Annotated in this window: 15 protein-coding genes; 5 read left to right on the plus strand and 10 right to left on the minus strand. The window is 64.3% G+C overall.

The genetic code is table 11. From position 1 onward, the window contains the following. Nucleotides 1–65 precede the first annotated feature (65 nt). Complete coding sequence (locus PBT88_RS16250; protein WP_270079294.1) at nucleotides 66–911, plus strand: AAA family ATPase; 846 nt, start codon at nucleotides 66–68, stop codon at nucleotides 909–911. Between the two features lie 352 nt (nucleotides 912–1,263). Here the strand turns inward: PBT88_RS16250 and PBT88_RS16255 are convergent, their stop codons facing one another. Further along, the gene (locus PBT88_RS16255; protein ID WP_270076352.1) at nucleotides 1,264–1,866 is read right to left on the minus strand and encodes an energy transducer TonB; all 603 of its coding nucleotides are present in this window, start codon (nucleotides 1,864–1,866) and stop codon (nucleotides 1,264–1,266) included. A gap of 821 nt (nucleotides 1,867–2,687) precedes the next feature. On the opposite strand from PBT88_RS16255, the gene PBT88_RS16260 reads away from it, so the two are divergent. Both PBT88_RS16260 and PBT88_RS16265 read left to right on the plus strand, forming a co-directional pair. Continuing rightward, nucleotides 2,688–3,863 carry a vWA domain-containing protein gene (locus PBT88_RS16260; protein WP_270076353.1) on the plus strand — a complete coding sequence of 392 codons (1,176 nt, stop codon included), beginning with the start codon at nucleotides 2,688–2,690 and terminating at the stop codon, nucleotides 3,861–3,863. A 105-nt stretch (nucleotides 3,864–3,968) separates the two neighbouring features. Beyond that, nucleotides 3,969–5,258 (plus strand): MFS transporter, encoded by a 1,290-nt coding sequence (locus PBT88_RS16265; protein ID WP_270076354.1) that lies wholly within the window; start codon nucleotides 3,969–3,971, stop codon nucleotides 5,256–5,258. Nucleotides 5,259–5,303: 45 nt separating this feature from the next. Here the strand turns inward: PBT88_RS16265 and PBT88_RS16270 are convergent, their stop codons facing one another. Then, complete coding sequence (locus tag PBT88_RS16270) at nucleotides 5,304–5,618, minus strand: hypothetical protein (protein WP_270076355.1); 315 nt, start codon at nucleotides 5,616–5,618, stop codon at nucleotides 5,304–5,306. A gap of 842 nt (nucleotides 5,619–6,460) precedes the next feature. Here PBT88_RS16270 and PBT88_RS16275 point away from each other — a divergent pair. Then, complete coding sequence (locus tag PBT88_RS16275) at nucleotides 6,461–7,738, plus strand: tyrosine-type recombinase/integrase (protein ID WP_270076356.1); 1,278 nt, start codon at nucleotides 6,461–6,463, stop codon at nucleotides 7,736–7,738. A gap of 36 nt (nucleotides 7,739–7,774) precedes the next feature. Here PBT88_RS16275 and PBT88_RS16280 read toward each other — a convergent pair whose 3' ends face one another. The 5 genes from PBT88_RS16280 to PBT88_RS16300 are packed head-to-tail and all read right to left on the minus strand — an operon-like array spanning nucleotide 7,775 to nucleotide 13,954. Further along, nucleotides 7,775–8,116 (minus strand): helix-turn-helix domain-containing protein, encoded by a 342-nt coding sequence (locus PBT88_RS16280; RefSeq protein WP_270076357.1) that lies wholly within the window; start codon nucleotides 8,114–8,116, stop codon nucleotides 7,775–7,777. Then, nucleotides 8,106–8,636: a lytic transglycosylase domain-containing protein gene (locus PBT88_RS16285; RefSeq protein WP_270076358.1), complete on the minus strand. Its 531-nt coding sequence runs from the start codon at nucleotides 8,634–8,636 to the stop codon at nucleotides 8,106–8,108. The genes PBT88_RS16280 and PBT88_RS16285 overlap by 11 nt, the downstream gene beginning before the upstream one ends. Further along, the gene (gene mobF / locus PBT88_RS16290) at nucleotides 8,626–11,610 is read right to left on the minus strand and encodes a MobF family relaxase (RefSeq protein WP_270076359.1); all 2,985 of its coding nucleotides are present in this window, start codon (nucleotides 11,608–11,610) and stop codon (nucleotides 8,626–8,628) included. Before mobF ends, PBT88_RS16285 begins: the two co-directional genes overlap by 11 nt. Then, nucleotides 11,607–13,655, minus strand: coding sequence for a type IV secretion system DNA-binding domain-containing protein (locus PBT88_RS16295; protein WP_270076360.1), 2,049 nt, complete (start codon nucleotides 13,653–13,655; stop codon nucleotides 11,607–11,609). Before PBT88_RS16295 ends, mobF begins: the two co-directional genes overlap by 4 nt. Then, on the minus strand, nucleotides 13,652–13,954 hold the full coding sequence (locus PBT88_RS16300; protein ID WP_270076361.1) for a hypothetical protein: 303 nt from the start codon (nucleotides 13,952–13,954) through the stop codon (nucleotides 13,652–13,654). The genes PBT88_RS16295 and PBT88_RS16300 overlap by 4 nt, the downstream gene beginning before the upstream one ends. A gap of 469 nt (nucleotides 13,955–14,423) precedes the next feature. Between PBT88_RS16300 and PBT88_RS16305 the strand changes: the two genes are divergently transcribed. Then, nucleotides 14,424–14,765, plus strand: coding sequence for a hypothetical protein (locus PBT88_RS16305; protein ID WP_270076362.1), 342 nt, complete (start codon nucleotides 14,424–14,426; stop codon nucleotides 14,763–14,765). Nucleotides 14,766–14,920: 155 nt separating this feature from the next. Here PBT88_RS16305 and PBT88_RS16310 read toward each other — a convergent pair whose 3' ends face one another. From PBT88_RS16310 to PBT88_RS16320, 3 genes are all read right to left on the minus strand, one after another. Next, nucleotides 14,921–15,934: a DUF2493 domain-containing protein gene (locus PBT88_RS16310; protein ID WP_270076363.1), complete on the minus strand. Its 1,014-nt coding sequence runs from the start codon at nucleotides 15,932–15,934 to the stop codon at nucleotides 14,921–14,923. An 80-nt stretch (nucleotides 15,935–16,014) separates the two neighbouring features. Next, a complete protein-coding gene (locus PBT88_RS16315) occupies nucleotides 16,015–16,494 on the minus strand; it encodes a DUF736 domain-containing protein (RefSeq protein WP_270076364.1) in 480 nt (159 codons plus the stop codon). Between the two features lie 775 nt (nucleotides 16,495–17,269). Continuing rightward, nucleotides 17,270–19,147, minus strand: a complete 1,878-nt coding sequence (locus tag PBT88_RS16320) for a hypothetical protein (protein WP_270076365.1) — start codon at nucleotides 19,145–19,147, stop codon at nucleotides 17,270–17,272. Nucleotides 19,148–19,240 lie beyond the last annotated feature (93 nt).

Consider the following 19,240-nt stretch of genomic DNA (forward strand, 5'->3'; position numbering starts at 1 on the left):
ATCCCGCGATCAACCGACGGACGCCGATCGACGCGACGGCGATCGACAGGACAGGAAGGATGGCCATGCGCTTCACCGGCACCGACAGCTATGTCGCGACCGACGACCTCAAGGTGGCGGTCAACGCCGCCGTCGCGCTCCGCCGGCCGTTGCTGGTCAAGGGCGAACCGGGGACCGGCAAGACCGTGCTCGCCCACGAGATCGCCGCCGCCGCCAACGCCCCGCTGATCGAATGGCACGTCAAATCCACCACCAAGGCCCATCAGGGGCTCTATGAATATGATGCGGTGGCGCGGCTGCGCGACGGCCAGCTTGGCGATCCGCGCGTCCACGACATCGCCCATTATATCCGCAAGGGAAAGCTGTGGGAGGCGTTCACCGCCCCCACCCTGCCGGTGCTGCTGATCGACGAGATCGACAAGGCCGACATCGAATTCCCCAACGATCTCCTCCAGGAGCTCGATCGGATGAGTTTCGACGTCTACGAGACCGGCGAGACGGTGGCCGCCAGGGAGCGGCCGATCGTCGTCATCACCTCCAACAACGAGAAGGAGCTGCCCGACGCCTTCCTGCGCCGCTGCTTCTTCCACTATATCCGCTTCCCCGATCGCGCGACGATGCAGGCGATCGTCGACGTCCACTTCCCCGCGATCGAGAAGCGCCTGGTCGCCCGCGCGCTCGACATCTTCTACGAGGTGCGCGAGGTGCCGGGGCTCAAGAAGAAGCCCTCGACCAGCGAGCTGATCGACTGGCTGAAGCTGCTGCTCCACGAGGACATGCCGCTGGAGGTGCTCGCCGGCAAGGATGTCCGCCAGGCGATCCCGCCGCTCCACGGCGCGCTGCTCAAGAACGAAGCCGACGTGATGCTGTTCGAGCGGCTGGCCTTCCTGTCGCGGCGGCCGGGCGGATGAGACCGCACATCGCGAGGCGGCGCGGAGCGGCGGCGGATCGATCGTGCCGGTCGGCAGTGCCGGCCATGATCCGCGCTTCCGCTGCCGGCTGCTTGCACGCCATCCGATCCGCCCTTCGCCGCGCCGGATGACGGCAGCCTGATCCTGCCGCTTCGGCCCGTTGCGCTCGCGAGTTTGGAGGGGATGCCGGAGTGACTGGGTCACTAACGGGGGGCGGTAGAAGCCTGCCACTCTTCGGTCGTCATCCACAGACCTGACCCGGGATCCAGAGCTGTCATCACTACACCCGAGGCTCTGGATCCTGACTTTCGTCAGGATGACGGGGATTAGTGGGAAGCGGTACGGCTGCTTTTCAAGGTTGTTTAGTAGCGGCGCCGTCAAGTCTAAAATCGACCCTTGCGGTCTGTACCGTTTGAACCGCCTCACCTGCAACGGTTGCAGCTGTTGTCGGTTTCCATTGAGATTTTAGCTGTTCACACGCAAGTTGAGTAATATCGGCTGGAGCTGAAGAGTTTTTGGCTTGGCACTCGCCAATCACGCCTGATGCATCTACGGTGATAATCAGGTCAATTGGATCAGGCAGCTTTGCCGCTCGTACAAAAAGCGTGAGATCAACGTTCGAAGGCGGTGGATACAATTTCATCAATCGATCCATTGCGACACTGTCCGCCGCCACCATCCAAGATGCCCAACTACGAAAAAGCCCATATGCGGGCTGCCCATTGCTCCCAATCGCAGGCGTAAAGCGAACACGACGCATTGCAAGCGAGCAGGAGAGATCGTTCAGGTCACGGAAGGCCGATGGCGCAATAACGTCGCATTTCTCAGATTTGCCATCTGGATCGATCAGAATCGAAAAACCGACATAACCGAATTCATTTTTCTGAAGCGCTGACGGTGGATAGTCATCCGACGTAAACCAAGCGCCATGCCCCCTTGTTCCCACTGGCTGCATAGCAGTTAGCATCGCGAGCAAAGTAAACAAGACATGTCCCCCGTTTGCGATGATGATATCGCTTGGGGGAAATGTCCGCAACTGGGGCGGGAGCAGTCATTCCATTTTTCCCGTCATCCCGGACCTGATCCGGGATCCCGCTTCTTGCGTGTCCACCCAAAATCCAAGGAGCTGGACCCCGGATCAGGTCCGGGGTGACGAGATAGGGCGAAGGGGCGCCTTCCGGGGCGACAGCGGTCATGTAGGATTTGCAGGCACAGCTCTCCCGCAAAGTCAGGACAGGGGAAGGTCACGGCCGGCGCGTCCTGCGCCAATGGCACCCGGTGCTGGACGGCTTGGGGTACGCCAAGTGCGGTTGGTAACCAGAACAGCCGCGTCCAGACTTGTATTTGCGGACCTGAAGCTCCTGCCCACGGTTGGCATGGCAGGATGTCACGACGGTCCACGGGTTACGTTCTTTCGCGAAGCTTCGGCTTGATACCGGATGACTCCGCGCCGGCCGCCCGATCGACACGGCGGCCACGGCCACCCGATCGGTTCCCATCCTCCGCCCCCTTGCGCTTCGGGTTGGAAGGACGTCATATAGATAACCTAAATGGTTATTAATGTCAAGGGTGCAATGCTGCGGTGGGCAAGCGCCGGCTCCCCCCTTCCCTCCAGAAAGCGCTACGGGCGGCATCGCTTTTCCTCGCCATGCTCGCGCGCGCCTTGATCGGCGGTGCGTCGGTCTCCGCCACGCCGCTGAATCGACATCATTTCCCACATGTCCTATCCTCCTTCGGCGGCCGGTCGCGTGCCGCGATCATCGGGGCGCCCGCTGGATGTTCCTCTCCTTTCTCGACGAGCTGCGCCGCGCCGGCATCCCGGCCAGCCCCAAGGAGCATCTGACGCTGCTCGAGGCGCTCGATGCCGAGGTGATCCACCCCAATCCGGAAGAATTTTATTATCTCGCCCGCGCCATCTACGTGAAGGACGAGGGGCTGATCGATCGCTTCGACCAGGTGTTCGCCAAGGTCTTCAAGGGCGTGCTCGGCGAGACGACGCCGCAGGGCGAGATCCCCGAGGAATGGCTGAAGGCGATCGGCGAGAAGTTCCTCACCCCCGAGGAGATGGCGGCAATCCGGTCGCTCGGCTCGTGGGACGAGATCATGGCGACGCTCAGGCAGCGGCTCGAGGAGCAGCAGGGGCGCCACCAGGGCGGCAGCAAGTGGATCGGCACCGGCGGCACCTCGCCGTTCGGTCATGGCGGCTATAATCCGGAAGGCGTGCGGATCGGCGGGACGGGCCAGCACCAGCGCGCGATCAAGGTGTGGGAGAAGCGCGAGTTCCGCAATCTCGACAATTCGATCGAACTCGGCACGCGCAACATCAAGCTGGCGTTGCGCCGCCTGCGCCGCTTCGCCCGCAACGGCGCCGCCGAGGAGCTGGATATCGACGCCACCGTCTCGGCCACCGCGCGCAAGGGCTATCTCGACATCGCGATGCGGCCCGAGCGGCGCAACGCGGTCAAGCTGCTGCTCTTCCTCGATGTCGGCGGATCGATGGACCCGTTCGTCCGGCTCTGCGAGGAGCTGTTCTCGGCCGCCACCGCCGAGTTCAAGCATCTGGAGTTCTTCTATTTCCACAATTGCGTCTACGAGGGCGTGTGGAAGGATAACCGCCGCCGCTTCCAGCAGCGCACGCCGACCTGGGACGTGCTCCACAAGTTCGGCAGCGACTATAAGCTGCTGTTCGTCGGCGATGCGCAGATGAGCCCCTATGAGATCAGCCATCCCGGAGGATCGGTGGAGCATGACAATCCCGAGGCCGGCGCGCTCTGGCTGCAACGGATGACCGGCATCTATGCGTCCGCGGCCTGGCTCAATCCGGTGTCGCAGGCACAATGGGGCTATTCGCCATCGACCGCGATGATCCGCCAGCTGATGGCGGATCGCATGTACCCGCTGACGCTGGCCGGGCTGGACGAGGCGGCGCGCGCCCTCGCCCGCAAGCGCTGACCCTCCGAGACGCCCGACGACAGCATATGGTTGACGGCGGGTGGTTGACGGCGGGGGTCTTCTCCCGCCATCGGGCGGCGGGACCAAGACAGGTGGGAGTAAGTGATGCGAAATCGGCGACAGACGGGGCGCATCCTGCTCGCAAGCCTGGTCGGCACGTCGGTGGAATTCTACGACTTCTATATCTATGCGACCGCGGCGAGCCTGGTGTTCGGGCCGCTCTTCTTCCCGAAGAGCTCGGATTCGGCGCAATTGCTGTCGTCCTACGCCACCTTCGGCCTCGCCTTCCTCGCCCGGCCGCTCGGCGGCGCGCTGTTCGGGCATTTCGGCGATCGCATCGGCCGCAAGTCGACCCTCGTCGCCTCGCTGCTGCTGATGGGGCTGTCGACCGCCGCGATCGCCTTCCTGCCGACCTATGCGATGGTCGGCTGGCTCGCCCCGGCCCTGCTGTGCCTGCTGCGCGTCGGCCAGGGCATCGGGCTCGGCGGCGAATGGAGCGGCGCGGCGCTGCTCGCGGTGGAGAATGCGCCGCCGGGCTGGCGGGCGCGCTACGGCATGGCGCCGCAGCTCGGCGCGCCGGTCGGCTTCCTCGCCGCCAACGGCTTCTTCCTGCTGCTCGGCACGCTGCTGACCCCGGACCAGTTCCGCGACTGGGGCTGGCGCATCCCGTTCCTGGCCAGCGCGCTGCTCGTCGGGCTCGGCCTGTGGGTGCGGCTCAAGCTGACCGAGACCGCCGCCTTCTCCGCCGCGATGGAGGCCGCCCCGCCGCCGCGCGTGCCGATCGCGGCGGTGCTGCGCGGCCATCTCGGCCGGGTCGTCGCCGGCACGCTCGGCGTCGTCGCCTGCTTCGCGGTCTATTATATCGCGACCGCCTTCGCGCTCGGCTACGGCACCCAGACGCTCGGCTATCCGCGCCAGTCCTTCCTCCAGATCCAGCTGGTCGCGATCCTGTTCATGGCGGTCGGGATCGTGCTGGCCGGCTGGCTGTCGGACAAACTCGATCCGCGGCGCGTGCTGATCGGGGGATGCCTGGGCGCGATCGTCACCGGCCTGCTGCTGTCGCCGCTGCTCGGCAGCGGATCGCTGGGCGCCGCCTTCGGCTTCCTGGCGCTGGCGCTGCTGACGATGGGCTTCGTCTATGGGCCGCTCGGCGCCTGGCTGCCCGGCCTGTTCCCGCCGCATGTCCGCTACACCGGCACCTCGCTCGCCTTCAACATCGGCGGGATCATCGGCGGCGGCCTGACCCCGGCGCTCGCCCAGATGATGGCGGACCATGCCGGGCTGCGCGCGGTCGGCCTCTATGTGGCGGGTGCCGCCCTCGTCAGCATCGCCGGCCTGCTCGCCGCCGGCCGGGGCGAGCCCGACGCTCCGGTCATGGCCGCCCCCGAAATCTGAGAGATCGCGTCAGGCCCCGCTCGCCATGCGCCATCACCGGCCGCGCTATTTCTGCGCGGGAATGTCGCGCACCGAGAAGGATTTGATCTTGGTGCCGAAGACGCAGCGGAACGAGCGGCGGACCTGATCCTTCTCGGTCGTGCCCCAGACGATGATCTGGCTCGGGGTGCGCTGCTGGGTGTCGATGACATGCACCGCGCCGTAATTCTGCGCGCGCGCCGCGCAGGCGCTGGTCGCGAAGGGGGCAGCATGTTCGTTGTTCTCCGGCGTGCCGACCGCCACCTTGACCGCAGTATCGGCGACGCCGGCTGCCATCATCGGCAGGCATCCCGCGAGCGACACGGCGCTGCCGGTCACCATCAACGCGCTCCATCCCCGCATCATGCCTTCAGCCCCACCCCGCGACCGGCCATGTCTGGGCGGGAGCGATGCACCGCGTCAAGCAAAGCCTGAATTCCGCCCGGCGCGCCGACGTCGCCATCATTCACCTTCTGGATCAGTGCGCCGGCGCATGACGGGAATCGATCTTGGCAGCCTGGAGACCGACTATGCGCCCCTTCCTCCTCGCAGCAATGCTGCTGCTCGCGCCGGCGACCGCCGAGGCGCAATCGACCGCGAGCACCGCACCCGCCGCACCTCAGTCATCGGCCGACAGCAGCTACGGGCCGCCCGCCCCGGTTGCCGCGCCCCCTCCCTCGCGCCCGGAGGCCCTGAACGCCGGGTCGACACAGACAAAGACAGCCCATGCCGAGTCGAGGCCGGCCCGCCATCGGCGCCGCGGTGCCTATCTCGGCATGGACGGCGGCGTATCGGGATAGGGCGATCGGGAGCGGCCCCGACGGGATGGCGCAGGCCCGCGGTGCCGCGCCCGGCGGCGATGGCAAATGGCTGTGATGAAAGTGGCTGCAAGGAACGCGGCGGCGGGGTCGGCGATCGCGCCGGTCACCCCGTCCTGCGGGTCTGGATCATGCAGCTAAGGAAAATGGTGGAGCCGAGGGGGATCGTATCCCCTTCAGAAATGGCATGATTTGCATCAATTTTTCTTCCAATAACTTACTGTTATTGCTATACTAAAGTAAAGGCCGTAGTTTATTCGCGTTTACTGATGTTTACCGACATCCACACATATCCGCGCAGAAATTAGGCCCCAAATTAGGCCCCAATTTCGCCCGTCGGGCGCGCTGGATAAGGTGATTGAAGCGATGAGCCGGACGATCCAGAAACTGAACCCTCGGAAGCTCGATGGGCTGAGCGAGCCCGGCTGGCATGGCGATGGCGAAGGGCTGTGGCTTCGGATTAAGCCGAACGGATCCAAGAGTTGGAAATTCGTTTGGGTACGGGATGGCAAGCGCAGGGAAATGGGCCTTGGCTCCTATCGAGCGTACACACTCGCAGAAGCGCGCGAGATGGCGGTAGCAGCCCGCAACCTCCTCAAGGAGGGGCAAGACCCGCTCGAATTTCGGAAGGCCGTCCACGAGCTTGAGGAGAAGGAACGGGCCGAGAGCGTCGAGAAAACCAAACCGACCGCCGTCGCGCCAACCTTCCTCACCTACGCGAAAGAATATATCGCTGCGCATGAGGAAGGCTGGTCCAACGAGAAGCACATTTGGCAGTGGACGAACTCGCTTACCAAGCATGCCAAAGCGATCCTGACCAAGCGCGTCGACATGATTACGCCGGACGATCTGGTCGCGATCCTCAAGCCGATCTGGGTGAAAATCCCAGATACTGCCGGGCGCGTGCGCGGCCGCATCGAGAACATCCTCGATGCGGCAAAAGCGCAGGGCCACATCAAGAGCCCCTGGGAAAACCCGGCGCGCTGGAAAGGCAATCTGGTCCACCGGCTTCCTAAGCGAAAACGGCTGGCGACGGGCCATTATTCGGCGGTGCCCTACGAGGCGATGCCAGACTTCTTTCAAGCTGTCAGGCATCGACCTGCGCCAGCCGCGCGCGCACTGGAACTCACCGTGCTTTGCGCGACCCGCACCAGCGAGACTCTGAAGGCGCGTTGGCGCGAGATCGATCTGAAACGCGGGACTTGGACCATTCCAGCCGAACGAATGAAAATGCGTGTCGAGCACAGCATCCCGCTCTCGGTCACCGCGGTCGAGCTGCTCAAGATGATCGCGCAGGGCCGCAGCCCAAAGCCGGACGATTTCGTTTTCCCCGGCCAGAAGGTCGGAAAGCCGCTCTCCCAGATGTCGATGACGATGGTGATGCGGCGGATGGATCTTGGTCATTACACCGTTCACGGTATGCGCAGCGCGTTTCGCGACTACATGGGCGACATGACAGGCCACGCGGAGAACATCATCGAACACGCCCTCGCACATCAGGTCGGCGACTCCACAGCTCGGGCGTATCGGCGGAAGAACGCCTTCGACAAGCGGAGGCTCGTGATGGCTGACTGGGCCGAATTCCTGATTGGTACGGTGGTCGAGTTCAATCTCGATGGTGAGGTTCAGGCTGAAGCCGCATGACCCGCTTCGCTCTACGCGCGCACACCTCACCGCCTCTCACTTCGGGCGGAAGGTGGCATGCCGGGAGACGAAGGCTTCGAGACTTCGCGTCGTGATAAGCACCGCATCGCCGAGCTTGATCGTTTCCAACTCGCCGCCGTTGATCAGATGATACACCTTTGACCGACCGATACCGAGCATCTGCGCCGCGACGGGAATTCTGACGCAGAGAGGCTGGATCACCGGCCTTGAAACGATAGGCCCGTCATCTGCCGAGCTTGTCGGCATGACCTTCGGCTCGGGAGGATTCGGCGGTTTGCGCGGCGGCGCGCGACGGCGAAGAAGCATGTTGAGACCACGGTCGTCGTTACCGCCATCACCGTCAGCCTTATCGACCATTGGACGCCTTCGGCGCAAACGCCGAACCTCCAAAGCGCCGCGTCAGCTTGCCTACAACCAGTGAGATGTAACGTCTCTGCCGCCAATCCGTCGGACTATGATATACGCCGATGGCCCGCCAATAATCTCCAGTGGTCTTGAGCGCGCTCAGAAATATCCACCGGGCCGCCTGCACATTGAAGCAAGGATCACTGATCAGCCACAGGCGGACGTCTCCAGGAGATCGACCGATCATGCCGGCGAGCTTCGGCACCCAGAAGCTGTTCACCTGAAGCGGCCCGAGATCGTATGTGCCGTTGCTATTTGGGACTGCGGCGCCCACCCAGCCCGCTTCCTGATCGCGAAGCGCCCAAAGGGTCTTCTCAAGCCATCCTCGACCTCTTGAAGCTTGTCGAATGCAGACAGCCACGCGCCCTTCGTCATTGAGAGAAGACTGTGGGGCTCCTTCTGCTGGGCTGCTGACGATGATTGCAGCCATACCGATCAAGGCAGCCACGGGCAGGCGCGAACTAGCGATCATGACCACCTCCGGGTTCCTGGCCAGGCACCTGCGCAAGTTCATGCACGGACTGAGACGAGGGTGCTGGGCCCTGCTCTGGGTTCCGACCCGTTGAAGAAGCCTCGTCGCTTCGGACGCGGTCGAGCAACGTCGATATCCACCGATCCAGCGACCGGGCTGCTGACTGCGCCCGATTGGCGAGGAAGGCTCCGAGGCTGTCGTGCTCGGGTCTGGCCCGCCTCTCCTCCTCCGCCCGGAGTCGCGCTTTCCGTTCCTCGCGATCGACCCGCTGTTGATCGCGAAGCTTGTCCCATCGCTCACCATGCAGGGCAGACCTCCCCTTCACGCTGTCACGTTCAACGCGCCCCAGCCCCTCCAGGGATGAGGTCTTTTCTCCGGACCTTTGCTGAAGCCGCTGCACGAGGCGTCCGCGGTCCTCGGTCCAAAGCCGCGCGCCAAAGCGCGCGCGGGTGATGGCGGTGTAATAGTTCTGACCGGTTACCAGAGGCGAGTTCACCGGGGCCAGGACGTAAACCCGATCGTAGGTCTTCGATTGGGCCGAGTAGACCGTCTCGCCGTAGCCATGATCCCAAGTCTTGTATTTCCCGAGATCAACCTCCTGCACCCTGTCGCCGCGATCCCAGCGAATGGTCGCGGTCAAGCCCTCGATCCGCTCGACGGTGCCGCGCTCGGCATTCTTCAGGCCGAGTTCGCGGTTCACCAACCGCCATTGAATGCGATCCTCTGCGGCGAGATCGCGCTTCTCCTCGCGGAAAACATTGATCTGGGACGCGCGCCCCAGCCGGGGATCCCACCCGATGGTCCGGCCGTGCTCGTCGACGAGGTTCACGACCTGTCGGCCCCGGCTGTCCCGGCCGACGCCGAGCACCCTGTATTCCGCGTCCCGGGCGATCCCGAGACCGGCATTGTCCCGCGAGAAAGTCACGACCTGCCCACGGGAATAGAAGCGGGCGAAGTGCTTCTCCTGATCGGTCATGCCGGAAGGGGCGAGGATCGACAGACGCGCGTCCTCCGCTGCGATCGCCCCCTCCGTCTTCAGCGCCTCGCGGACCTTCGTGTTGACGATCAGGCGGGTCGCGTTTTCCAGGACCAGAATGTTGGTCTTGGCGCGGTCCTCCGGCTTGAGGCGGGTCCAGTCGCCGACCAGAAGCTCGGCGAGCCTCTCGCTGTTCTCACCCGCAGTGACCTTGTCGAGCGCGCCAATTGAACCATCATAGTTTTGGAGCCGGGCCAGCCGCACCGCCTGCGCGATCCGGTCTGTCTCCTGACGGATCTGCTCTCGGAGTTCGGCCTTCGGCATCCCGAGTCGCATCATCAGCCAGAAGGGTTTGCCCTGTTCGATCGCACCCGTCTGCCGGGTGTCACCCAGAAGGATCAGCCGCGCGCCCGTGGCGCGACTGATCTCCAGCAGCCGCATCGCCTGGCGGTTGCCGAGCTGGCCGGCTTCGTCGACCACGAGGACATGGCTGTCGTCGAGCTTCGCGCCTCCGGAGGCCAGAAGGCTGGCGACCGTGCGGGACTCGATACCTGCCTTGATGCCGAGTTCGGATGCGGCCGACGACGTCGGCGCGAGCGCGATCAACGACGCGCTATCCCCTACCGCCTCTCGCAGCGCCCCGACGATCGTCGACTTGCCGGCACCCGCGACGCCGTGGACCGCCACGACACGATCCGAGGACAATCCGAGATGCAACAGTGCCGTCCGCTGATCCGGGGTCAGTGTGTGAGCGACGCCGGCGTCACGCAACGTCTCGACCGTCGCAAGCTGCTTGGCGTCGTCGATCGCGAGCGCGAGATGGTCCGACAAGGCCATCTCGAGGCGGGCGGTACGCCGGGTCGTTCGGCCACGAGTGTGGGTTTCGTCGCCGGTACGATGCCGCGTCTCCAGAAGCTTGGCCCGCTCGTGATGCTCCTCGATATGCGGCCTGACGTCGGACAGCCGGACCTCCCCGACATGGGAGGCGAGCGCAACGCGCATCAACTGGCCGAGATTGTTGACCGCCTCCTTCCCTTCCGATTGGCGGAGACCGAACAGCATCGCCCGTGCCGAGACGGCGGATGGCACCTCGATCTGGCGCTCGCCTGTCTGTTCGGCCTCCGCCCTGGTGGCATGCACTGCCTCGGCATGCTGGCCGAGCCGGCTTTCCCACCGCCCGTGGAGTTCCTCGAGCGACACCTTCTCCTTGGCGCCGCGCGTTTCGTAGAACGAGATCCGGCGGGCGGCCTGCCCCGTCAGCCCATGCTCTCTGGCATGAGCCTCGATCTGTTCGGCGCGCTGGGACATCTCCTGGATGAGAGGCTTCGGCACGCCCCGTATTTCGAACAAGCCCTTGCGGGGATCGAAGTCGATGTCATAGCCTCGCTCGCGGAGCAGGTGGGCAAGCTCGCTCCGGTACACCTGCCCGGCGACCATCTGCTCGGCGTACATCGCACGGGTCTCCAGGCTGACGAAGCCGGCGCCCTCCCGCTCGTTGCTGATGTTCATCACGACGACATGGGTATGTAGGTGCGGGTCGAGCTCGCGCGACGCATGCTCCGTGAAGCGCGCGAAGATGAGCCGGCCGGTCGTCTTTTCGGTCACCTCGCCATCGACGCGGTGCCGCATCAGCGCGTGCTCTTCGAGGTACGAGAGCGCCACGCCGACCGCCTTCTCATGCGCCTCGGCGATTCGATCATCGCCGGCAACCAGCGCCACGATCGACACCGATTTGGGTGCGTTGACGGCGAAGTCCCATCCCGGATGATGCTGAATCTCGCCACTAGCCCGGCGGCGGCCGAGCTGCTGATCGCCGACACGGCCTTCCAGAAGATCCCTGAAGACGGCCGGATCGACCTTGCCTTCAAGGCCGAGCTCGGCGGCAATCTTCCCGCCCCATTCGGAGTGCTCGTCGGTGCCCTTCGTGTAATAGTCGCCAACCGTAAAGTAGCGAGCGATGTTGGCTGCGGAGCCCTTGAGGCGGCGCGGGTGGATCATGCCGGCCTCGCAGTGTTGCGGTCACCGTCTTGGCGACCATGCTGGCGTAACCGGAACCCGGCAGCCTTTCCGAACAGCTCGAGCGGCGGCGTCTCCGACGCTGGCGGATCGCTCCTGTTTGGCGCCGGTGACGCAGGCGGATCCGGCTCGGGACGGGGTGCCGAAGCTTGAGGCTGTTCTACTCCGGCGATTTCCAGCGGCAGCTCATCAACATCGACCTGAGGCTTTATCCGCTTGGCACGACTCGGAGCTGTTCTGGTCCGTTTCGGCGGCTGATCGGCCTCTGGATCGGGTGCCAGGATCTGCCCAACGGGCGTGAGCCGGATAGGGAGTGCGGGTCGTTCCTCGAAAGCGTCTGCGATGGATGCGACCTTGTTGTAGCTATCCTCGAATCGGACCACCGGCAGGCTGCGCCCGAACCGGAGGAAGCCCATGAGGTTCGGGAGGTTGGTCACCTCGGTGTGCATGACCAGCGGTCGGGTGACCTGCATGCGCGAGAGGTTCACGCCGTCGCGCATATCGTTCACGCCGTAGGACATGCCCTCATTGGCTTCGACCTGCTCCACCTGCCCCAGGTTCTCACTGACGTGCTTGGCGGTGGGGGTATCGTTGGCGCGCAGCGCCACCCAGGTTGAGCAATAGCCGGTGATCGCAGCGGCATCCTGGATGCCATAGGTCGCCTCGAGCTGGGGATAGCTCTGGAAGCCGAGAATGCCGCATCCACCATACTTCCGGGCGCGGGCCAGGAAGTCGGATAGCGACGGCAACTTCTGGAGCGTCGGCAGCTCGTCGATGACGCAGTAGAGACGGCGGTTGCGATCGGGCGCCATGCTCATAATCGCGCTGATGGCGATGTCGAGCCACACCGTGATCAGTGGACGAAGCGACGGAAGCTGATCCGCCTTCACGGTGATGAACAGCCAGCTGTCGTCCTTCTCGTTCCCGACCCAGTCGCGGATCGACAGGCCGTCCACCGTGTCGTCTAAGTACGAGAAGCTACGCATCACCGAGGCGAGCTCGGCCTGGATGCCGGCGCTGGTTCGCTCGCCCTCGGTGGAGATGAACGCCGCTGCGTCGGTGCCGGCGGCGAAGGCGGCAAGGTCTTTCAACTTTGAGCGCAGGAGAGTGTCGAGCAGGATCGAAATGAGCGTCCGCTCCTGCCGCGCGAGCTTGCGCATGACCGCGACCAGGGTGCCGCGCGCGGCCTTCGCCCAGAACGGATCGCCGGCTTTGTCCGGGATCGTCGACTCCGCGATCTGGTCGTAATGGTAGTCGCGTGGCACATCGACCCATGGCGACCAAGAGTCGGCGCGCGCGTCGAGCGGGTTCAGCAGCACGTCGATGCCGGGCCGGTAAAACTTCTCGACGAAGGTGCCGGCGGTATCATAGACGATGGCGCGCCGCTTCCGCTTGCGGATGCCGTCGAGCATCTTGACGATGATGTTGGTCTTGCCCGTGCCGGGAGCGCCGCAGATTAAAATGTGCTCAGGCTCGAACGCATCGGGCACGTTCACACCGCCGATCGAGCAGGAGCCCTTGGCGCTCCGCCACAGCGCACGCCGGACCTGCCGGACCGTGCCGAACCGAGCACCGCGGAGGAACTGGTTCGAGCCGAGACCACGCCCGGTCCGGGTGAAATAGAACCATGCCCAGAGCAGCATCGCGAGCGCGAACGCCCCGGCGATCGCGGCGCCGTGGAGCATGTAGGTCTCAAACGAAGCGAGCGTCTTGTGGGCGACGCCCGAGCCGATGAGGTCCTTCGGCGAGGTCCAATATTGGTGACCCGCGGGCGTCTTGAACAGGATCGGCGTCGCGTTGCCCGGAATCGTATCGCCCATCGAATAGGCCTGGGCGATCTTGAGCATGACGAAGCGTTCGTATGCCGACGACTGCTCGAGCGCGTACCAGATCGTGCCACCGATCCAGATCACGAACGCGGCAAGGCAGGTCTGGTAGAAGACCTGCGTCGTCATGCGGACGTTGTGGACGATGGCTTGGCCACCGCGCGTCCAGGAGCCCAGCGTATCGTGCCGGAAGATGCTCATGCGCGGTTCTGCTCGGGATCAAGCAGCCCCCTTTCACGGAGCAGACGGCGCGCTTCGCCGAGCCCCTTCTGCAGGGTGTCCGGCGAACGCTCCCCAACCGATGTCGCCAGGATTGCGAAGGCTTGGATGACGGTCGCGTGGAGCTCATCAAAGCGAGCGTGATAGCCCGAAGGATCACTGCCTTCGAAGCGATCGAGGATGTCGCGACAATAGGTCGCGGCGCCAAGCCCAGAGCTGCGTGCCTGAACCAGAAGGCGCGCATAGAGGTCGTCGTCTATGCGGATAGTGATGCGTGCCAAGCGGCGGACTCCTTGTCCGACACGCCAGGAACGTGGTGAAGCGAGGCTTCTATAGCGAAAATACTGCGCGATCTCAAGATTTTATCGAAACCGCCACTGGCAGCCAGGAAGTGCCAAGCGAGATCAGCCGGTTAGCTCTAGGTCGTCGATCAGGTGGCAGCCGCCGGCAGCCGATCAGTGCCGAAGCGGCCGCCACGCTGTGCCGGCTGAAAGCCGCAGAAATCCGGGAGATTCGCACCCGCAGCACCCGTGCGTACGGTGCATTACATCGCCCTCGGGCGTGCGTCCTCCCTGCCGCAGCGCGCCCGGCGCTGCGCCCGCATCCCGACCGGTGCGGGTCTCCCCGGCTGGGGGAGCCGTGCCTTGGCAGTTCGTGGTTCCGGCGTGGTGTTGAGCATTGCGTCGGGCAAGTCCCTCATGGATAGTGTCGGGCGGCGGGCTGACCTCCTTTCACACGAAGGAGTCGAGAATGCCCAAGATGACGGATCGCGAGCGGCTGGCGAAGATTGAGGCCGACCAAGAGGTGCTTGCGAACGAGGCCGAGACGGTGCGCCGATCGCTGCGCGCGCATTATGGGACAATCGTTGCCGACCTCCCGGCGGAGCGGTTGAGCGAGCGGGATTTCCGCGATGTGCTGATGCAGGCGGTGCGGGTTGGCGGTCCTGCTGCCATTACCGCGCTGAAGGCGTTGCCCGGCCAGTCGGACAGCCAAGGGTCGGGAAGTGGCTCGCCCGCCCGCGAAGCCCCTGCCCGCCGAAAGCCTGTCCAGGCTGTTGCCGGTGACGGTGGGCAATCGGTGACGCAGCCATAGCGGAAAGGGGAGCGACGTTGGCGGGCCGCAGGCTCGCCAAAAGGAGCGGCGCGGGGGAAACCGATCGGGTTTCCCCCGCTCGTGCCAAAGGCACGACAAGGGGCCGGGCGCTGTTCCCCGTCCCGGTCCCCAGTCTCAAAGTATCGCGCCCCCGATCAGGCGGCGATGTAACTGCGTTTCCGCTTCACCGGCACGTCCGCGCTCTGGTCCGCCTTCATGAAAACATGGGTGGGGACGCGGTGGCCGTGCTGCGGGTTGAACAGGTCGTAAAGCCCGGCTTGGATGCCTGAGCCTTCGCAGATGATGGCTTCCACCGGCATCAGGTCGGCGATCTGGCGATTGCGCTTGAAGGCTTTTCCGTCGCCGCGTCCATAGAGGCCGAAGCCAATGCAGGGGACGCCACGCTGCGATGCCCAGCTTGCCGCCGATGCGTCGAAGCCCAGTCGCTGGCCGGTCGTGACAAGCACCAAGTTGGGGATGCGGGCCTTGATCTGGTCGAGCCGGTTCCAAAGGATTTGCCAGTCGTGCCATTCCGAAGGGCCGGAGACGACGACGATCGGGCCTTTGGGGTCGTAGCGTTCCTGTCTCCGCTCGTAGCGTGCGCGCAGGAAGTCGAGTGCCGAAATCTGGCTGGCGCTCGTCACCTGCGATGCCCGCGAACCGCGCGCCGGGGACCACGGCTTACCGGTATAGGTGCGATACATAAGCCCGGCATAATCGCGCATGGCTTCCACGGCTGCCCGCTGTTCGGCGGTCGACTGGCATTCAAGCTGGGTGTCCTCCAGTTCCTTCGTGAACACCTCGCCCGGCTCCAGCCGCCGCGCCATGTCGCGGATGCGGTCGGCCAGATCGTCCTCGCGCCGCTCCAGCTTGCCCGCCACGAAATGGAAGCTGTTGACGAACCCCCATGCGATTTCAGGCGCAAGTGGTTCCATTCGCGTATCGTTGAACAGGTCGAAGATAGAGGCGACGACGCCAGCGCATTCGGCCTGCGCCGCGATCGGTTCCGGCATCAGATGTTCGGCGGGCTCGTCGTGCGGTTCGGCGATGCTCAAGGGGATAGGATCGCCGAACGACGCTTCAAAGGGGGTGGTGGCGGTGAGTTCTGCATAGAGTTCCGGCAGGTCGGCAAAGCTGCTAACGCTGCCCGAAGCCGTTGGCTTGGTCATGGGATGCGTCCTTATGTCGGGGTGACGGTTCAGGGCCGGAGAAGCGTTGCACCGCCTCCCCGGCCCGCCTTGGCCCGGCTCTAGAAGGGCACTTCGTCGTCAAGGCTGCGGGTGTTGCCGCCGGTATATTCGCCGCCCGGCCCGGCGGTGCTGCCACCCGAGAAGCCGCCCGAGCGCCCGCCGCCGCCCGAACGCTGGCCGCGTCCGCCATAGTTCATGGGCTGGGCGTCGCGCTCGCGTTCGCGCCGCCACTGGACGTCGAAGCCGTTCGTCTCGTCCCCGAAAAGGGCGATGGGGAGCGGTTCGCGAAAGCTCGGATCGTCGATCATGCCGGACAGGAACACCTCGGCATTGCGCTGCATCTTGCGTTCCCAGACGACACCGATCTGAATGTCATCGCCCGCTTGGCTGGTCTCGTAAATCTCATAGACGGGGGCGGCGTCCGACTGCCGATCCTCGACGCGGCGCATGATGAGATAGGGAAAGCGCATGGTGCGGGTCGCGATCTTGCCGATAATGTCGCCCGCGCGCTCGTCAAATTTGAAAGTGCCGATCTTCATGACTTGGTCCTTTCTTCCGGTTCTGCGGCCCGGAACCTTTCCCGGCCGCATCTGGACCCTACCCCCTCCCCTCATTTGCTTCCATCTTATTGATTTCTTGACAGATTTTCATCGCACTTGGTGAGCCCGAGCACTTCTGCGCCGCGGAGCGGCACACGAACACAAAGACGCACCGGCCGCGCGAGCGGACGGTTCCGCTTCAAAGGAAAAGGGAGCGTGGGCCAGCCCGATCGTCATCGCACCCGGAGCCGCCCTCGCAGGTCCGAAGGCGCAGGGCCGGGGCGGGGCTGCAACAGGCACGGGAGCCTAGCGGAGCTTGCTGAAATGGGGTCGGCGCTTCTTCAGAATCAGACAAACTCGCCGACCCCATTTCAGCTAGCGCAGCTTGGCGACGCAACTCGTTGCAGCCCCGCCCCGGCTCTGCAACGCGCGGATCCTGCGAGGCGGCGAAGGGGGCGATGACGATCGCCTGGCTCCACGATCCACATCGCGCGGCACGCGCGATTCCTTAGGCGAAGCCTGCCTGCGACGACCGTGCCGCGGGCATGACGCCGGTTGCAGAAGCGCACCGTCCGGTCCCGCCACCACGCCTGCGGAAGGGATCGTCACTGCGCAGCAGCCAAGACCCGCAGGGGCTTGGTCGGAGCGAAGCGGAGATAGAGCCCGGTGCCCGCTTGCGGGCATCCGCCCACCGAAGCTGCGACCCACCGATGTTCCTTTCCGATGGTCATCGACCGGCGTACCGTTGACCGACAGGCACGCCGAACGCTGAGGATCAAGGATCGGGCGCCCGCATCCACGCCTCTTCGAACACGGCGTCACTCGTATAAGTCAGCGGGCCGCCCGCGCGGATCGCAGCGGAAAGATCTGCCTGGGATACCGCGCCAAGAGATTTGGACCCAACTCCTTGGAGGAGCCGCAACAGATAGGCTTTCTTGCCGATGTCGGTCGCGAAATCGATCACTGGCTCCGGCCAGATGCATTCACGCGCCGCGTGGATTGCGGCCTCCGCAGGATACACACGTCGGCCCAATTTAGGGTCGTCAGGGTCAGGAACGACATAGCTTGGACGCGACAGCAGCCAGTCGCCAGCCTGACCATCTCTGAGCGCGCCCTCGGTGATACCGGGACCGCCGGACGCTCCATATCGGGTCATGACCCTGTCGAACGTGCGGACTTCACCATCGGCAAAATGGACGTTGAAGCGTCGATCGGCTCGTGCCTCCACCTTATCGATACGGCCCTGACGATAATCGACAGCCTGGAAGCTCTCCAGGAGGCACATCATCCAGACGTTGAAGGGAGAGAGCGCCCGCGCGTACGGGGTCGGCGTCTCCCCGTTCATCGTTATGCGAACGCCGGGCCGGGCCCTCGCATGCAGTTCTTCGGATTCAGGTGGCAGCACGAAATCCTGCATCATTTCGTGAACGCGCAAGCTGATCCACGCGTCGATCAACGGCTGGACGTCCGATCTGGCGCGAAGCTGGTCCGCCATCGGCATTGCTTGGGCGAACGTCTCGCGCTCCTCCCAGCTCAGGCTGTCGTGCGATCGCCCGGGGAAGGCCGCATCGAGATAGGGCGCAAGGGCGGCCTTCAATGCTTCAAGGATCGGGCGAGCGTGGGGTGCCGAATCGATAAGCTGCCGGCCCATCGGATGGTGATGCTCGTAACCGGAGCGACCGCACCACCAGGCGATCTCCGAGATGACCGGGCTCTCGAAATGTTCTGGTTCGTAGCTTTTCAGGACCTCGTCGAGCCGCGCCCCTTCGAGCTTCTGATCGAGCAGCAGCCCCAATTCATCATATGCGGGCCAGAGCTTTTCCACGTCTTCATGGCGGAAGCCGGAGATGGCGTAATGCAGGCCCTCGATCACGCCGCTGTCCCCGCACCCCGAGATGAGGATTTCGGCGGGAGGCGTCAGATGGTCGTAGATCAGGCGGTGGCCCGACTCCCAGTAGCTGTGGTCCACCAGATTGTGGGGGTTCTGCTCCTCGCCGAAGCCGGTCGCATCGATCAGCAGATCGACGCCGATCGGAAACATAACCAGTTTCCTGAAATCGGGTTTGATCTCCAGGCGCTCTCCCACCGTGTCGATGTCCTCACGGCGAATTTCGCACCGGTCGATCACGAAGATCGGCAGCGCGCGCGCGTAGCTCTCGAACTCATGCAGCCATTGCGAGGCGACGTCGCTCGCCCTGCCCTTTTTCCAAGGGAAGATCGGAGACCGGAAGGTCGGCTCGCTGAAATCGGGATCGAAACCGCTCCCGAGGTCTCGGGAATTGAGGAGCGGCGACAGGTGTCGATTGCCCTTGTCGCGAAAGCGCGGAAGGAGCCGATCCTCTTTTTCGAAGATGTAGACGATAGCTTTGCTGGTGAGCGCGAGCGACACCGCTAGCATGAGACCGGAGAATGATCCGCCGACGACGGCGACCACGTCACCGGCGCCGACGCGCTTCCGCCAGTTGAGCGCCCAAGCGAGGTTCACGCACCGATTCTGCTGGTGGACGATCGAGATATTTTGCTTCGCGAAACCCGTCGCGGAGAAGATCCGCGCGTCTGTCTCGGATACGGCTTCCGCGAGCATCCGATCAGCAAGTTCATCGAGCGCTGAGACGTCGTCGGGGCCGGGCGGCGGCGGGGGTGTTTTGACCATGCAGTCTTCTAGCCAGAAAGGACTAGACCAAGAAACAGAAGCGGCACAGCAACGACGGGGATTTTTGATAGTTGCCAGTCCGCGCTGCGGTCG

Origin of the sequence: Sphingomonas abietis, assembly GCF_027625475.1 — a bacterium.
GTDB classification, from domain to species: Bacteria; Pseudomonadota; Alphaproteobacteria; order Sphingomonadales; family Sphingomonadaceae; genus Solisphingomonas; species Solisphingomonas abietis.

Coding starts and splice junctions, on each gene's coding strand:
- PBT88_RS16295 (WP_270076360.1), bottom strand. CDS start 13,655: ATGAGCATCTTCCGGCACGATACGCTGGGCTCCTGGACGCGCGGTGGC.
- PBT88_RS16285 (WP_270076358.1), bottom strand. CDS start 8,636: ATGATCGCTAGTTCGCGCCTGCCCGTGGCTGCCTTGATCGGTATGGCT.
- PBT88_RS16280 (WP_270076357.1), bottom strand. CDS start 8,116: ATGGTCGATAAGGCTGACGGTGATGGCGGTAACGACGACCGTGGTCTC.
- PBT88_RS16260 (WP_270076353.1), top strand. CDS start 2,688: ATGTTCCTCTCCTTTCTCGACGAGCTGCGCCGCGCCGGCATCCCGGCC.
- PBT88_RS16255 (WP_270076352.1), bottom strand. CDS start 1,866: ATGCAGCCAGTGGGAACAAGGGGGCATGGCGCTTGGTTTACGTCGGAT.
- PBT88_RS16315 (WP_270076364.1), bottom strand. CDS start 16,494: ATGAAGATCGGCACTTTCAAATTTGACGAGCGCGCGGGCGACATTATC.
- PBT88_RS16305 (WP_270076362.1), top strand. CDS start 14,424: ATGCCCAAGATGACGGATCGCGAGCGGCTGGCGAAGATTGAGGCCGAC.
- PBT88_RS16265 (WP_270076354.1), top strand. CDS start 3,969: ATGCGAAATCGGCGACAGACGGGGCGCATCCTGCTCGCAAGCCTGGTC.
- PBT88_RS16270 (WP_270076355.1), bottom strand. CDS start 5,618: ATGGTGACCGGCAGCGCCGTGTCGCTCGCGGGATGCCTGCCGATGATG.
- PBT88_RS16275 (WP_270076356.1), top strand. CDS start 6,461: ATGAGCCGGACGATCCAGAAACTGAACCCTCGGAAGCTCGATGGGCTG.
- PBT88_RS16320 (WP_270076365.1), bottom strand. CDS start 19,147: ATGGTCAAAACACCCCCGCCGCCGCCCGGCCCCGACGACGTCTCAGCG.
- mobF (WP_270076359.1), bottom strand. CDS start 11,610: ATGATCCACCCGCGCCGCCTCAAGGGCTCCGCAGCCAACATCGCTCGC.
- PBT88_RS16250 (WP_270079294.1), top strand. CDS start 66: ATGCGCTTCACCGGCACCGACAGCTATGTCGCGACCGACGACCTCAAG.
- PBT88_RS16310 (WP_270076363.1), bottom strand. CDS start 15,934: ATGACCAAGCCAACGGCTTCGGGCAGCGTTAGCAGCTTTGCCGACCTG.